The sequence below is a fragment of the uncultured Sunxiuqinia sp. genome (assembly GCF_947495665.1).
In the GTDB taxonomy this organism is placed as follows: Bacteria; Bacteroidota; Bacteroidia; order Bacteroidales; family Prolixibacteraceae; genus Sunxiuqinia; species Sunxiuqinia rutila.
On record NZ_CANLZV010000014.1, the window covers coordinates 1 to 15,930 of the forward strand.

The following is a 15,930-nucleotide window of genomic DNA, read 5'->3' on the forward strand; positions in this document are numbered from 1 at the left end:
CCATTTCCTGCACAATCAAAGCCCAGCCCGCATCGCGGGGTTTAGTTCAACACTTGTATATCCACAGTCTTGTGGATATATTCGCTTTAGCTAGATGTGTTTTTACTGATTAAAACGCTGATTGTGTGCGGTGGGTGTCCGTTGGTTAGTACTGTCATTGTTTTTTTCTTTTTTAGGTTTGGTTGATCAAGTTACAAAACTTTACAAAATGTATGCGTCCGTAAGCACCTTTTTATTTTCGTTCTAAACAAAAAACACGCACGTCCATACCATGGACACCATTTTTTGCACATTTTCAGCCAAAAAAGATACAACTGACACCGCTTTTTGAACAGTTCCGCCCTATTTTTTTATAAAAAGGGCCCAAAATGGCTTGGTTGGGTCAAAAACCTCGTTGGTAGGCATGTCAACCCCTCTGGTAAGGTCATTTACTTCTCTGGTAAACACATCTACCTCTCTGGTAGACCCATTTACCTGTCTGGTAGCCTCATTTACCTCTCTGGTAGACACATTTACCTGTCTGGTAAGGTCATTTACCGCTCTGGTAAACACATTTACCAATTAAAGTTGGCAGAAAGAGCCGTTTTTGACTTTCCTAACACGAAAAAGCACACGAAAAGCAGAGGAAACGTTAGGCATTAGTGGCTGACTTCGATTGAAAGGAGGACACTTTACACAAAAAACAAGTTTGAGTACTTCCTCCACTTCACCGCCAGGTGAAAAACGAATTAAATAGCCCAACAACCACCTCCCTTTCGCGTTGGGCGAAAGTACTCCTCCTGGCCAGGAGGAGAAAGGAGTAGCTGGGATTCACCGAAGTCATTACAAACCGACAACTTTTCAGACAAGCAAGCATATGGATTTAGCAACGAACCCTTGCTGTTCGACTCAAGCCAAAAGGACTAGGTTGCTTGATGGAAAAGAGCAGAACACATGGGGCAAAGAGCCAAGGAAGAAACACCTCAGGAGAATCATTTAGTAAACAGTGATTGGGGAACCGATTTTGTTTTAATCAAACTCTCCCCGGAGTCGTTTTCAATCCTAGCGGATTAAACCGACTCTTCCCCTCTCTTCAAAAGAGAGGGGAAAAGCCTGCAAGGCAGGCTTGGGGCGAGTTCTGAAATAAGCTGTGCAGCCTTAATCAGGTAGTTGAAGAGATTCTGTTTCCATCTTCACGATGAGAAAAAGAACTGGGTCCATATACTAGCGAGTATAAGCAAACCACCTCGTCACCGGTAAACCGGTGCCACTCCTCCTTGGCCAAAAAGGAGGAGAAAAGCCGGTACTTACAAGCCTTCCGATAAGCTAATCAATTACGAAGACATACAACTTACAGAATTTAATTTGCCCACTTCGCCGCCAGGTGAAAAGGATTGGCCTACGAGGGTTTTGAAACCGAAAACAAGGATCGATTTCAATCTTCATTGAATTATTATTAAGGCTCCACCAAATAGAATTCTCTCATAATGTCTATTTTTCGTGGGTCCTGAAGTAAAGCTCTGTCCGAAAACATCATAATTCCGCTAGCAGGAAATGAGCTCCCTTGCAGCATTGCTTCTCGAAATTCAGTAGGGCTGACTTCGCCCGGACTATTATGTGCTTGCACAATGGGCCAAATTTCTGGCTTGTTTTCAGGGCGTATTGAGTTAGTTAACGAATCCAGCCAAGTTGTATATTCTCCAATCCAATTAACAGGACGATCTTTCATATGATGAAACAGCATCGGAGCCAAAACATCAGCTTCTCTGGCAAAGTCATGGATATCGATACCCATTATGCGATAAAGGGCAGAATCATACTCATCAGGATACCAAGCGCAATAAAATAAGCCTAATAAGGATTCTGGTTGGTGACTTTTTAAAATTTGCTTCAAATCTATTATCCACTCGGTTAATATGCTTCTGCGCCAATCTCTCCATTCCTTTTCATGGTAAGACAAGATATAATTGGAAATATCCGAAATATTTTCCTCCGCAATATCAATATTGTATTTACTCGAAAATAAACCGGTACAACGCTCGCAGAAGCAAGTTTCAGGTAAAATTGGTTCGGGAGTCTCAAATTGAGCATGCCAATGCAAATAATCAAGAAAAATACCATCCACCTTAAACTGGTTAAGAATACGTTGAAGATGCTGCCTTCTATCGGCCTTAAAGTCCGGGCAAGTAGGGCAGATACCCATAAACCAGTCAGCAGGGGGTGATTGCTCCCCACTCGCTTCTATCGGCCAACAGTGCGGATTGTTTTCAAGATATTGCTTTCCGAGTAATACGGGAAACTCCACAAAAACCTTGCACCCTTGTTCAAGTGCGGCATTGTACAATTCATCGTTGAGTGAACTGCTTCTGACAACTATTGCATTGAGGCCCAATTCGTCAAAAGTATAGCCGGCATCCAATAAGGTACCCGGATTGCCATATACACCTTTGATAAAAATCTTTTCGGTGTGATTCCTGCTGGAGTTGCATGCACAAATACCCAAAATCAGTACGAAAGCAACAACTATAATCTGAGGATAATGCTGTTTTTTTATCATATTATTCACCTTTATAATTTGTTTGAATGGTATTTTTTTTGTGCATGGGCTCCAATCAATTCTTTATCCGCGATAAATCATGTTTAAAAGCTCTTTTGAAAAAGTTTCATTTAAATAGTTGATAATGGCTGTGTTCATTGTGTTATTTAGGATTGAAATTTAATAAATGTTTTTTGAACCGTTCTTTCCAGTTCTTCCTTTTTCTTGTTTTTTGCTCTTAACGGCCACTCGCTTGAGCGATGTGTTAACGAGAGGCCTGCTGTCTGTCGTTTTTAATGACAAAAAATGATGACTAAGGAAAATTCATCTCTTTAGAACATGTAATTCCCTTTACCTAAACAATTAAGTTGCGGATCAGTAATTGGAATCCTGGTCATGTCCTTTAATTGGCATTCCATCACAGGAACCTGCTTTCATCCAAAGCTTCCGCATTTTGTATCGCCTGCTTAAAAGACGAAGCGTTTAAAGCCTGTAAATCCCTGCTTAACTGAAACCGGAGGGCGAATCCGTTCCAGCCGGTGCTTTATGGTACGAAACCACTCTTGAATCATACAAATTGACAGAAAAACACCTCCCTTAATATCAGAAACAGGTGCATTTCAAAAACAAAGAGGTTGTTTTGTCACAAAAAGAGGCCCACTTGTAACAGAAAGGGGTACTTCGGCACCAGAAAAGGGTACATTTGCGATAAAAAAGGGTACTTTGGTGTCAGAAAGAGGTACTTTGCCACTGGGAAGAGGTACTTTCAGGATAAAAAGAGCTGTTTTCAGCTGGGGATAGATTAATGAACACACGAAGGCATGAACGTAGGAACGCACGCAGAATCCGACCAGCTAAATAGCTGAGTTTCTTAAAAATCCGGCAGTCTGTTTTAACAGTCGCAGAGTAGCGAGTACCAAACAGAAAACCGTCAACTGACAACTGACAACACTCCTAATTAACCGCAAAGAATACAGAATCAAGTAATCAGACAGAAGAAGATCACCCATGCCCTTTGCCGCTGGTGAACTTAAGTACTCAGGAACATTAAAAACCCAATTCCCCCACTTCACCGACAGGTAAAAAGCTTGGCCTACGAGGGTTTTGAAACAGAAAACAAGGGAGGGAATCCGCGCAGGCCCTGCTAAGAAAACCCTGTTTGACGACCAGCGGGAGGAGTTGGTTTTCGGGGAGTGACTGATCCGTCGTTTTCGTTCAAAAGCATCGTTAGCCTTGATCTTTTCGTTCTTTTGGATTAAGCCAAAAGGACAAGATCAATGAAGGCATGAACGCACGCACAATTCAACTAGCTGACAATCTAAGCATCCGAAGATCTGACAATCAACTTCTAATAGTCGCAGAGTAGCGAGAACTGAGTAACGAGTACCAAACTGAAAACTGACAACTGACAACTGACAACTGACAACTGTCAACACTCCTAATTAACCGCAAAGAATACAGAATCAAGTAATCAGACAGAAGGCAGAAGAAGATCACCCATGCCCTTTGCCGCTGGTGAACTTAAGTACTCAGGAACATTAAAAACCCAATTCCCCCACTTCACCGCCAGGTGAAAAGCTTGGCCTACGAGGGTTTTGAAACAGAAAACAAGGGAGGGAATCCGCGCAGGACCTGCTAAGAAAACCCTGTTTGACGACCAGCGGGAGGAGTTGGTTTTCGGGGAGTGACTGATCCGTCGTTTTCGTTCAAAAGCATCGTTAGCCTTGATCTTTTCGTTCTTTTGGATTAAGCCAAAAGGACAAGATCAATGAAGGCACGAACGCACGCACAATTCAACTAGCTGACAATCTGAACATCCGAAGATCTGACAATCAACTTCTAATAGTCGCAGAGTAGCGAGAACTGAGTAACGAGGACCAAACTGACAACTGACAACTGACAACACTCTCCTTAACAGCAAGGAAACGCGAAGAAAGGAACACACGGAGGCACGCATCATATGTACTGATGAACTCAGGAACTGAGAACTAACAAAAGCAGCGGGGCAGGCTGACAAGCTCAACCGCCCCTTCTGTCAATTAAAGTTCGAGCCGATAGGTTTGTCCTTTTTCGGTTTCCAGCTCAATTCGTTTCCCTTCGTAGCTAATGCAGGCCTTATTCCCATTCTTCGAGAGCAGCGAGGCTTCAATCAACGTTCCATTCTCCCATTTCATAGCTACTTCAAAGCCACCCCGGGCACATAAACCACTCACTTCGCCATCTTTCCAGGAGGAAGGCAGGGCGGGCAGCAAGCGTATTTCATCGGTATGACTTTGCAGGAGCATCTCTGCAATTCCGGCAGTGGCTCCCAGGTTGCCGTCAATCTGGAAAATATGAGGCGGATGTAAGTCAAACAGGTTGGGGCTTATTTGTTTTTCAATCAGCCGGTAAATGTGTTTATTACTCTCATCGCCATCAAATAAGCGGGCGTAAAAGTTAATCATCCAAGCGCGGCTCCATCCGGTTTGGCCACCACCGGCCGACAATCGTTTGGCCAAGGTTTTTTTGGCCGCTTCAAACAGCTCAGGCGTATTCTTATTGATTTGGTTGGACGGGTATAACGCATACAAGTGCGAAATGTGCCGGTGTCCAACTTCTGCTTCTTCGTAATCTTCATACCATTCCTGAATGGTGCCATCCTTGCCAATTTTGATCGTGGGCAGCTTTTGAAGCGCATCAGTAATCAAAGGGGTCAGTTCGGTTGGCTGATTCAATATTTTTTCGGACTGCAAACAAGCGTTGAAAACATCGCGGATAAGCTGAATATCAATGGCGGCCGCCACTGTATTTCGAAGCGTCTTCCCGGTTTTCGGATCAATGTAACTGTTTTCGGGCGAATAAGAAGGAGCCGTCACCAGTTCGCCTTTTTCATTTTCCTGCAGGAAATCGAGAATAAACCGGGCCGCACCACTCAACACCGGGTAAGCCTGGTCTTTTAAGTAGGCCTGATCCTGCGTGAATTCATAATGACGCCAAAGGGTGATTGACATCCAGGCGCCAGCCAAAGGAAAGCAATAGCCATTGTTCACCTGCGATGCTTTGGTAGAACCGCTGGCCGTTGTCCGTCCAAAGGGGTTCGAAACATGATGCGCCATCCAGCCCTCGGTATCCAGAAATTTGGAGGCGGTCACCTTCCCTTTTTCCGACAGGTTTTGCATGAAGGCCGATAAGGGACGCATGGTTTCGCTTAAGTTACAAACGTCGGCGGGCCAATAATTCATTTGCAGGTTAATGTTTAAATGAAAGTCAGACTCCCAGGCAGCCCACATTTCCTTGTTCCATATTCCCTGTAAGTTGGCCGGAAGAGCTGATTGGCCGCCCGAACTGGTCAACAGCAGGTAGCGCCCATACTGGAAAAACAATTCCGTCAGGTGCTTGTCTTCCTTGCTTTCCTTGAGGTTTGCTAAGCGAATGTCGGTCGGAATGGTATCGCCATCGGCAGGCGCAATGTCAAAGCGTACCCGGTTCATAATGGCAGCATGATTGGCTATGTGTTCGGCTTTCGCCTTTTCGTAATCAATGGCCGAAGCCATTTCAATCGATTGCTCACAAAGTGCGAAAGGATCAATCGTCCGGTCAAAATTCATAAGGTCGGCATTATAGTCGGTTGCCGCAGTAACCAGAACTGTAAACTCATCCGCGTTTTCAACAATCAGTTGATTGCCTGCCGAAGTCAATTCTCCGTTTTGGTTTTTCACGGATACCATTCCCGCAAACTTAAGATGATAACCGCCTTCACCCGAGCCTCCCGGATTATCATCATAGCCATTCGGATCGTCAAAAATCTGCCCGTCAATAATCAGTTGGTTACCTTTTACGAATTGCTTGACATCCGTTTCCCGTTCAAAGTTCAGCTCACTAGTTACGGGCTCACCGTCCAGGCTTTTAAAGTGATAGAATAGGGTGTTGTACTTGGTTGAAATAAACGATTCTCGAATAAACCGCTTGCCCGCAATTTGGTATTGAACGGTGCTTATGCCCGTTTGTAAATTCAGCTCACGCTTGTATTCTTCCGCATTTTGGTGCTGACCAAATGTGATGAATAAATCACCCAGCGTTTGATAAGATCGGATGGAAGTGGGAGAAACTGCCAGATGCTGCATACCATACTCCAAGGCCTGGTCATACTGGCCCGCCAAGTTGAGCTCCTGAAATTTCGCGTAATGAACTTGGGCATTTTCAGGTATCGGGTCTTCGGGGCAACCTCCCCACAAGGCCTCCTCATTCAACTGAAGTTTTTCTTTTTCGGGGGCGCCATGCACCATTGCTCCCAGTTTCCCATTTCCCAGGGGTAATGCCTCGAACCAATCGGACGCAGGTTGCTGGTACCACAACACATGGTCCTTATTCGCTGGACTGTTCGTGCTTTTACTGCAAGCTGTCAATAAGCATATGGCCAGCACCGGTAACCATACACCCAAACGTAGGTTTCTTTTCATCATGTTCTTTTTCTTTTATTAACAATACCTGTTAACAACGTCCAAAAATGACGCACCATATTATTTCTAAACATGCTCGGTATTGTTCTAACACATTGGTTTAATTTCTCTTTCGAATTCCGCTATTCGGTCGGTTAATTTAGCCCCACAAGTTATCAAAATCTATCTCAATGCCATTTATTCCGAGGCTTCTTTCAAAATAATTCATCATAATTCTAAATAATCAAGAAGCAAATACAAGAAGTCACGAACGTATGAACGCACGAAGTCAGGCACATTCAAAACATCCAATAATCAATTTTAACCGCAAAGGAGCGAGAATTGAGTAGCGAGTACTTTACCGCGAAGGCGCAAAACCTGCTTCCCCCACTTCACCGCCAGGTGGAAAGCTTGGCCTACGAGGGTTTTGAAACAGAAAACAAGGGAAGGAATCCGCGCAGGACCTGCTAAGAAAACCCTGTTTGACGACCAGCGGGAGGAGTTGGTTTTCGGGGAGTGACAGATCCGTCGTTTTCGTTCAAAAGCATCGTCCGCCTTGATCTTTTCGTTCTTTTGGATTAAGCCAAAAGGACAAGATCAATGAAGGCATGAACGTACGAACTCACGCAGAATCCGAATAGCTGAGTATCCGAAAAAACCGGCAGTTAATTTTAACAGCCCTAGAGTAGCGAGAACTGAGTAACGAGTACCAAACTGACAACTGTCAACTGAAACTACTCCCCGGTAAACTTAAAGATCATATCAAAACCACTGTCGTTCGACGAGTTGTTGAGCTGGAAGAACAAGAAACGAAAAAGCTCATACTCGAGTCTCACCTCGTATTTGGCCATATCTTTCTGGTTGGTTTCTCCAAAGCGCTGTTCATAACTTACAAACAAGTCGTTGGTCAGGTACTTGCCCACTACCACGGTGGCATTTTCAAAGTTGCCTTCGCTTTTCACTTCAATGTAATCCACATTCAGCTTATTGCCCAAAAAGTTGGTTAATTGCGACGACAGGATGGACGCTGCGGCCTGCCCGGCCATGTTGCCCGCGCCGCTTACATTCTCCTGCTGATCCATGGTTAGCTCATTCATACTTCGGCCAAATAGAATGTAGGACAGCGCATCGCCTTCCGTAATACTGCTACCATCCAGGGTGAAGTTCACCGCAGGCTCCTCTGCCGTCCCGCTAATGACCACTTGCAGTTTTTGCTGAATACGCTCCGCATTTCGGAAAACATAATTGGCTGTAATATTCATTTGTGGCATCAGCTCCTCGCCTCCCTGAAAGCTGATGGTTCCGGATTCAATCATGAAGGTACGCCCAAACAAATCGTACTGTCCGCGCACCACATCAACCGTTCCAAACAGTTCAAAAAAGTCGCGGTGCTTAATCATTTTCAGGTCTCCCGACAATTCAATGTGCATATCTTCACTCTTGATCCAGGTATTCTTCGGAATTTTTAAGCGCACTTCCCCCGTCAGGTTATCAAAGTAATCAAAACTTAAGGTGTCTTTGGGTTGGAAATCAACGACAGCTGTAGGCAGCGAGTCGCTCTTCGTTTGTTCCATTCGCTCCAGCTCCCGCATCAAAATTGGCTGAGGCAATTCAGGTTCTGTCATTTTCCCCATCAGGTTAAAAATGGCAGGTAAGTAAAGCTCACTCTTCGGAATATTCAGATCGCCATCAAATTGCACATCCTCTTTGTTTCCTTCGAGACTCGCCTGCCCCGAAACCTGCATGTTAAACTGCTTATGGTTAACCGGATTAAACCGATCAAACAACAGCTTGACGCGTGAGTCGCGAATATCACCTTTGTAAAAGTCAGAACTAAAGCCAATCTGTCCCGACCCCGTCAACTTACCATCCTTCGAGCGAATCAGCAAGGTGTCGAGCAGCACTTCTTCCTCTTCAAACTTAATTCCGAAGCGAATTTCGGGGTAGTCCACCCCATAATCAGGCATCCGAAGTGATGCGTTTTGCAACTGCAAACCTCCCCTCAGATCGGGTGACTCCAGCGTACCTTTGGCATCCACCCGGCCTTCAATATAACCCGCAATTTCCTGCCCAAAGTCCAGTGTTTGCAAGATGGCCAAGGGAAACTTATCAATGGTCAGCTTAGCCTGAACAGCTTCTTTCGAACTAAAATCAACCGTCATGCTATCCAGTCGCAGCCCCAAAGGCACCGAGCCGGTAAACGCGATCGTTCCGCTATCCTGAGGAACCAGCTGCACCTCCATCCCCAGAAGGTTTTGGGCATAATTGAAACTGCCGCCAAACTGGGTAAACCGATAATCGTTCAGCAGCGCATTTTCCAAGCCGAACTGTCCCTGAAGCAGCGGAGCATCTGCCGTTCCTGACACTTTCAGCTTAGCCTGAATGGTACCCGAGGCGGGTACTTCCTGATCCACCAAAGCCAACAAGCGCGTTAAGTCGATGTTGCCAATATCCAGCGTAAAATCTTCCTCTCCCTGGCGGCTGATCTGCCCCTGTGCCATCACATACTGGCTCGAATCACTAGCGTCCGAAGCCATTTTAAAGGAGTTCAACCGATAATTGACGGAGTCCATTTCAAAAAGAGTCGGTGCATTTTGCAAGCTCCAGTGCTCCTCCCCAAAGTCAATCCACCAATCGGCCAAACTCAGGCGCAACTGATCGCCCAGCTTCACCCCGGCTTGCCAGCCGCTAATCAGCTTTTCGGCCACCACACGTCCATCCACCCAAACTGAATCCGGAGTAGCCCGGGCATCCAAAGTCAGGGAATCCACCTGAAGCTGATCCTGCGTCAACTGATAGGCTCGCACACTTGCCTGTACCGTTGTGTCCGCTTTAGAAAGCACCCCGCGTGCGTCCACCTCCAGGCGTTTCAGGTTGATCGTTTGATACAAGGTGTTGTTCACCTCCAGGGTTGACTCCAGATTGAGCGAGTCGGGCATCCCCCACAAATGCGCCTGCAGCTGTCCACTGGCAAACAGGCTATCCACCGGCAAATAGCTTTTCAACCCATTCAGCCCGTCAAACGAAACAGCCAGCAAAAGGTCCGATGCAGCATTCAGACTATAATTTCCCCGTGCCGTAAGCTGCATTTCGTCAATATTGAAAACCAAGGAATCGATCAGCACATTTTCATTTTCATACGTCAGTTCAGCCAGCAGGCTATCGAGCTGCATGCTTTGAAAAGAAGACGGTTGCATAGCTATACGCCCTTGCACCTGCATCTTTTTCGGATCGAAACCACGCCCTTCGAGCTGCGCCGTTAAATTGAGATCCGACTGCAGGCTGTCGTTTCCGGCCAGGGGCGCCAGGTTTAGATGAGTCACCTGCAAACCAATGCCATAAACCGGCTCATCCAGCAAGTGGCGGATATCCGGCTGCAGCTGAAAACTTCCAAACGCCCCCTCGCCCTGCATCCTCCCACGCAGGTGTCCGCCATTCAGCTCAAAGCCAAACGATAAGTCCGCCAGCGAGTGTCCGGCAAGCAGCAGATCGTTAAACTGACCGTCCAGTTCTACCTGCGCCGTTTTAGGATCCGTTCCCCGGCCGTTCAGCCGAAGTTGCCCATCAATCAGGTAATTTGCAAAAGCCTCGCCCAGCCAGTAAGCCAAATCCAGTTGCGTAAGCTGGCTCTCCAGTTCATACTCCAACGGAACATCTGCCTGTTCGAACAGAAAAGCTCCTAGGTTAGGGGCGTGTACATCCAGATGAATCTGCTGCTTGCCATCCAACAACTCCAAACTGGCCGTGCCGCCTCCTTCTTCCATGGAAGCATCGAGGGAAAAAACCGGGCTGGCCGGCAAGTTTAGCCCGGGCAGGAGGAATTCAAACTCCTGCAGATTCAGAGGCTCCGTAGTCAGTTGAACACTCCCCTCCTTACTGGTCTTTTCCGCCAGCCGACCTTGTCCACTCAGTTGATTGCGGGCGGTCTTGATCCGGAGGTTCCTGAGGCTGGTTGTCTCTGAATTTCGGTTAAGCTGAAACGCCAGTTGCTGCAATTCCAAAGAGGGGCTTTGGGTTTTAAACGACAACTGACTCAGGTTCAGCTGCTGCTTTTCGGAAGAGAATGTCAGGCTCAGGCCCGCATTTAGCTGATCAATGCTACGGGGAATAATGGTATCCGCCGCGTCAATCTGAATCCGGGCATCCACCAGGTCAAATCGGGCAATTTCAACGGAAAAGGCACTTGACGAGCTCGTCGTGTCAGTATCAGCTTCCTCTGCTGTTGGCTTAGCCAGATGCTGTACGTTCCAGCTCGAGTCAGCTTCCTGCTTCAAATAAAAATAAGGCTGACTGATTCGTATTTGATGAACCTGCAACTGCTGATTCAGCAAAGGCCACAGGCTGTAATCCAGCGATAGTTCCTCAATGAAAGCCACCGTATCCTGCTCCTGCAACAGTAAAATCTTTTCCAGGCGCAGGTTGGTAAAATAGTTCCCCTCTAAACGGCCAATGCTCAGTTGCCCATTGAGAACTGCAGAAACCTGCTCTCCAGCCACACGGGCCAGTTTCTGTTTCACAGGTCTGGGTTGAATAAGCAAGCCCGCCAACAGCACAAGCAGCAAGATTATAAGGAAAAAATATCCCAGCAGTCGCAAACTATATCTGATCACTTTTCTCATGCTCCAATTCGTTCTTTCTAAAAGGCCTGCCCCACACTAATGAAAAATTGTGGACTGCGCTTTTCGTTCCATACCGGGAAACCCAAATCCAGCCGCACCGGACCAATGGGTGTATCGATGCGCAAACCACCTCCGGCCGCATAGGCCAGATCGTTCAACTTGTAGGTGTAGGCTTGTTGCCACACATTTCCGGCATCCAGGAAAGCCACCCCGCTAAACCGCCAAAACAGCGGATAGCGCACCTCAATATTGCTTTCCAAAATACTATTACCTCCCAAGGGCGTGCCACTCTCCCGCTTAGGCCCCAGCTCCGACCGGTTCCAGCCTCGTACTGAATTACTTCCACCGGAGTAGAACCGATCCTCAACCGGAATAAAACCATGACTATCAATGGAGTTGATTCCACCAGCCATCAGCCGAAGAGCCAGGACAAAACGGCCCATTTTCTGGTAATGCCGTGCATCAGCCCAAAGCCGGGTGTAGTTGAAATCGCCGCCAAAAACACGGCCATTCACCTTAAGCCCCAAGGAAAAGTTAAAGCCCTGACGGGGTGTAAATTTAGGGGTGGAATTATCAAACACAGCACTCAGCAAAACACCCGACTTCGTATAGGTAAATTGATCGCCTTCCACGCCAATGGGTTCCAGATCGCCCTCTTCCACTCGCTGCTTTACTTTTTCATAGTAATAGGTGGCCGTGCTGTTCAGATGCTTGTTAAAATGATAGGTCACTGGCACATTAAGTCCATAGGTGCGGGTTTCATAGCCCGGTTCCGAATTCCGGCTTATAAACGGATTGAGCGAGATGGTACTTTTCGTTCCGATAAACTGAGGCTGAATCCATTTCAAGCTTACATGATAAGGCTCAAGAGCCGAATGCTTGGCATACAGATTAATGCGCCGGGCGCTTCCCAAAAAGCCCAGGTAATTGAGATCCAGAAAAGTCCGAAACTTATCTTCGGTGCCATAGCCCACTCCCACCCGGGTACTTAAGCGCGGAGCTTCTTCCACGTATAGAAAAACAGGAATTGGGTTCTTTTCGGTGCTTGCATCCTTTTGCGGTAAAACCGAAACGACACGAAACAGCTGCAAAAAATACAGGTCTTCACGAGTCTCGGTCAAGAGGGATTTATTGTATAACTCGCCTTCTTTGTAGTTAAGTTGTTTGCGGATAAGAGCCTCATCAACATGTTTATTTCCCTGAACCCTTGTTTCGCCAAACTGACTAACCGGTCCCGGATCAACCGAATAAACAATGCCGGTTTTCAATTGCTCCGGCTTCAGATTTAAAGCATAGTCTACCTTCACATAGGCATAGCCCAGGTTTCGAAAAGCGTTTTCAATCACCTGCAAATCCTGTTGAATCCACTCATCCCGAAAGCGCTTGCCCTTCAGCAATTTCATCTCCTTGAAAACCTTCCTGGTCAGCGAGTCCTTATCGATCCTGGGGGTTTCACGGGTACTCCGAATCACCACACTATCGGCCAGCACCGGTTCTCCTTCTTCAATCTGCACGACAACCTTAACCGTTCGCTTTTTTTCGTTGATTTCCAGCGGAGCCAGCGAAACCCGGGTGTTCAAAAAACCTTCACTCTGGTATATTCGTCGCAGGCGTTCCATATCAAGATCAACCAAACGCTGGCTGTACAGGAAAGGGGTGGCTTTCGTGATCAGTTTCTCCACGTAGGACACTTTTTTTAAGGCCAGCTGATCGAGCAGGAAATCTTCCTCCAGGGTCTTATTGCCATGAAAGCTCACATTGCGCACTTCATAGTTCTCCTGAGCTGCCAACCTCAATCCCAAGGAACAGCTAATCCAAAAAATACCAATTAACCAACATGTTTTAATCATATTCCAACCATTCATCCTTCCCGTAGGCCGACGGCCTGTTTCGCTTCACCTAAAAGCAACCTGAGTATTCAGGGCAAGACCTGTCGCCTGGTTTATTCTGGCAATTTAGAGTAATTGTCTGATCATAAAAAAAAAATTTGCTGTTTTTGTTCACTTCCGGCTAACAATGACCAGCATTACCAATTTTGTTCCAGTTTTCCGATCCATTTACTTGCCCGCATAAGGCATTTTGTTCGGGGATAAAATTCTACACCCTTCCCCAAAAACGGGGATTCTCAGCGCAGCCGCATTTCCTGAAGCAAGTTATTGAAAGCATTTTAACCGAACTCAAGGGATTGGCACAATTCTTTCTGTTTTGTCTTACGTTTAACAAACGAGCCATGAAAAATCAAGCACTAATCCGGTTTGCAGCACAGCTATTCATCTTAACAATCTTTTTCATTGTCCTGATTCTGGCCAAGGACATTCTGATTCCTTTAGCCATCAGCATCTTTCTTGCCTACACCATTTATCCGTTGGTTTGGGCCATTGAAAAGCGGGGTGTTCACCGCGGACTGTCTATTGTTGTAGTTCTTCTTGTCACCCTATTGATTTTGATGACTGCTGGTCTGTTCATATCGGCTAAACTTTCGAACATGACCATCAACCTGAGCGAGTTGAAAACACAGATGGATGCCAAAATTGATACCGTACAACATATGCTTGAAATAAAAGCAGGCATCAATCCGGTCACCATGGATCATTACCTTACCAAGGCTACTGACAGCTTGTTTTCTTCCTGGCAATCCGCTGTTGGCAGCTTGTTTGCCATGACAACCAACACGCTTATCTTGTTGGGACTGCTTCCGTTTTATACTTTCTTCTTGCTGTTTTACCGAACGAAAACGGCTCATTTCATTTTCAGAATTGTTGGCCGAGACAATAAGGCAAAGGCCCTGCACATTATGCGGGAAGTTTCCACGATAACAACGAAATACATGAGCGGGCTGCTCATTGTGGTATTAATTTTAGCCATTCTGAATTCTACAGGACTACTAATCATTGGTATTCCCAACGCTATTGCATTTGGAATTCTGGCTGCTGTATTAAACCTGATTCCCTACATTGGTACTTTTATTGGCGGCTTAATTCCTATTCTCTACGTATTACTGACTTCAGCCAATCCTTTTGAGCCCATTTTACAAATCTTCATCCTTTTTAGTGTCATTCAGTTTTTGGAGAATAACCTGATTACGCCCAACATTGTTGGCAGCAACATCAAAATTAATCCGCTATCAATCATTCTGAGCCTTTTGTTTGCTAACCTGATTTGGGGCGTGGCAGGCATGCTGATTGTTGTTCCCTGCCTGGCCATTTTAAAAATTATCATGCGTAATATCGATGGACTCAAACCTTACGCCTTTCTGATCAGCGACCGCGGCGTAGATCAGCATCAACTCTCTGTTAAGCGTATCTGGAAAAAACGCATTAAACGAAAGTGACATGAAACAGTTAGTATGGCGAAAAACGAAATCAACCTGGCAAGTATTCCGCAAAGCCTCGATTCAGTTCATCGCGAACAATCCCGTGAACCTGGCAGCAACAACCGCTTACTTTGCCATTTTTTCCCTGGCACCAATTCTGATCATTATTATTTCAGTGTTTGGCCACTTCACCGGAGATGAAACCGTGAGCGCCAAACTTTTTGAAGAGTTGAATCTTTTCATCGGACCAGAAAACACCCAGTTTCTATCCAAAGCCATTGAAAATTACCAGCTCAAGGAAAACAGCGGCGTGGGTGCCATCATCGGAGGGGTATTTTTTCTGATATCGGCCACAACCTTGTTTAGTGTGGTGCAGGATTCCATCAATTACATTTGGCGGGTGAAAGTTAAATCGAAGCTCAAACAAGGCATCCTCATACTAGCCAAATACCGGCTGTTTTCATTTGGAGTTATTCTGTGCCTGGGCTTCGTTCTTCTTGCATCCATGCTGGTCGATGCGGCCATCAGCCTCCTCAAAGATTTTTTAAAAACCTATTTCAGTCCCGACTTTGTGTTCCTCGCCCATCTGGTCAATATCGCTTTCTCGCTGGCTATTGTCACCTCGGTTTTCGCACTCATTTACCGTTTTTTGCCCGACCTAAAAGTTCGGTGGAGTGCGGCCTGGCATGGCGCCTTTTTCACCGCCTTATTGTTTGTCATCGGAAAATCCATAGTCGGCTTAATCATTAGCAACAGCAATTTAGGAGCTGTTTATGGTACTGCCAGCTCCTTGGTCATCATTTTACTCTGGATCTACTTCATGTCGCTCATCTTTTACTTTGGCGTCCAACTCAGTCGCCAGTATTCCAGGTTCCATGGGCACAACAACACGCCCCATTCTTATGCCATTTCGTTTGAAATCACCCCCATTGAACGCTGATGGTGACTTCCCTCTTGAGCAACATGTACCTCTGCCATAAAACCCAAGGATACAGCTCTCCAAACTTAGGGTATACTCTTGCTCCCCTTGGGTATCGGTTTGCTCCCCAAGGTTTTCAACATTAT

At 46.2% G+C, this 15,930-nt stretch carries 6 protein-coding genes; 2 read left to right on the forward strand and 4 right to left on the reverse strand.

Annotated features, from left to right (window positions below):
• Positions 1-1,435 precede the first annotated feature (1,435 nt).
• From Q1A18_RS14950 to bamA, 4 genes are all read right to left on the reverse strand, one after another.
• Positions 1,436-2,536: a hypothetical protein gene (locus Q1A18_RS14950; protein ID WP_299582258.1), complete on the reverse strand. Its 1,101-nt coding sequence runs from the start codon at positions 2,534-2,536 to the stop codon at positions 1,436-1,438.
• A gap of 2,018 nt (positions 2,537-4,554) precedes the next feature.
• A complete protein-coding gene (locus Q1A18_RS14955; protein ID WP_299582260.1) occupies positions 4,555-6,957 on the reverse strand; it encodes a glycoside hydrolase family 95 protein in 2,403 nt (800 codons plus the stop codon).
• Positions 6,958-7,667: 710 nt separating this feature from the next.
• On the reverse strand, positions 7,668-11,552 hold the full coding sequence (locus Q1A18_RS14960; protein ID WP_299582262.1) for a translocation/assembly module TamB domain-containing protein: 3,885 nt from the start codon (positions 11,550-11,552) through the stop codon (positions 7,668-7,670).
• A 17-nt stretch (positions 11,553-11,569) separates the two neighbouring features.
• Complete coding sequence (bamA, locus tag Q1A18_RS14965) at positions 11,570-13,402, reverse strand: outer membrane protein assembly factor BamA (protein ID WP_299582264.1); 1,833 nt, start codon at positions 13,400-13,402, stop codon at positions 11,570-11,572.
• Between the two features lie 380 nt (positions 13,403-13,782).
• Here bamA and Q1A18_RS14970 point away from each other — a divergent pair, with 380 nt between their 5' ends.
• The gene (locus Q1A18_RS14970) at positions 13,783-14,883 is read left to right on the forward strand and encodes an AI-2E family transporter (protein ID WP_299582266.1); all 1,101 of its coding nucleotides are present in this window, start codon (positions 13,783-13,785) and stop codon (positions 14,881-14,883) included.
• 1 nt (position 14,884) lies between these two features.
• Positions 14,885-15,805 (forward strand): YihY/virulence factor BrkB family protein, encoded by a 921-nt coding sequence (locus Q1A18_RS14975; protein WP_299582268.1) that lies wholly within the window; start codon positions 14,885-14,887, stop codon positions 15,803-15,805.
• Positions 15,806-15,930: the final 125 nt, after the last annotated feature.

Coding starts and splice junctions, on each gene's coding strand:
- Q1A18_RS14950 (WP_299582258.1), bottom strand. CDS start 2,536: ATGATAAAAAAACAGCATTATCCTCAGATTATAGTTGTTGCTTTCGTA.
- Q1A18_RS14955 (WP_299582260.1), bottom strand. CDS start 6,957: ATGATGAAAAGAAACCTACGTTTGGGTGTATGGTTACCGGTGCTGGCC.
- Q1A18_RS14975 (WP_299582268.1), top strand. CDS start 14,885: ATGAAACAGTTAGTATGGCGAAAAACGAAATCAACCTGGCAAGTATTC.
- Q1A18_RS14970 (WP_299582266.1), top strand. CDS start 13,783: ATGAAAAATCAAGCACTAATCCGGTTTGCAGCACAGCTATTCATCTTA.
- bamA (WP_299582264.1), bottom strand. CDS start 13,402: ATGATTAAAACATGTTGGTTAATTGGTATTTTTTGGATTAGCTGTTCC.
- Q1A18_RS14960 (WP_299582262.1), bottom strand. CDS start 11,552: ATGAGAAAAGTGATCAGATATAGTTTGCGACTGCTGGGATATTTTTTC.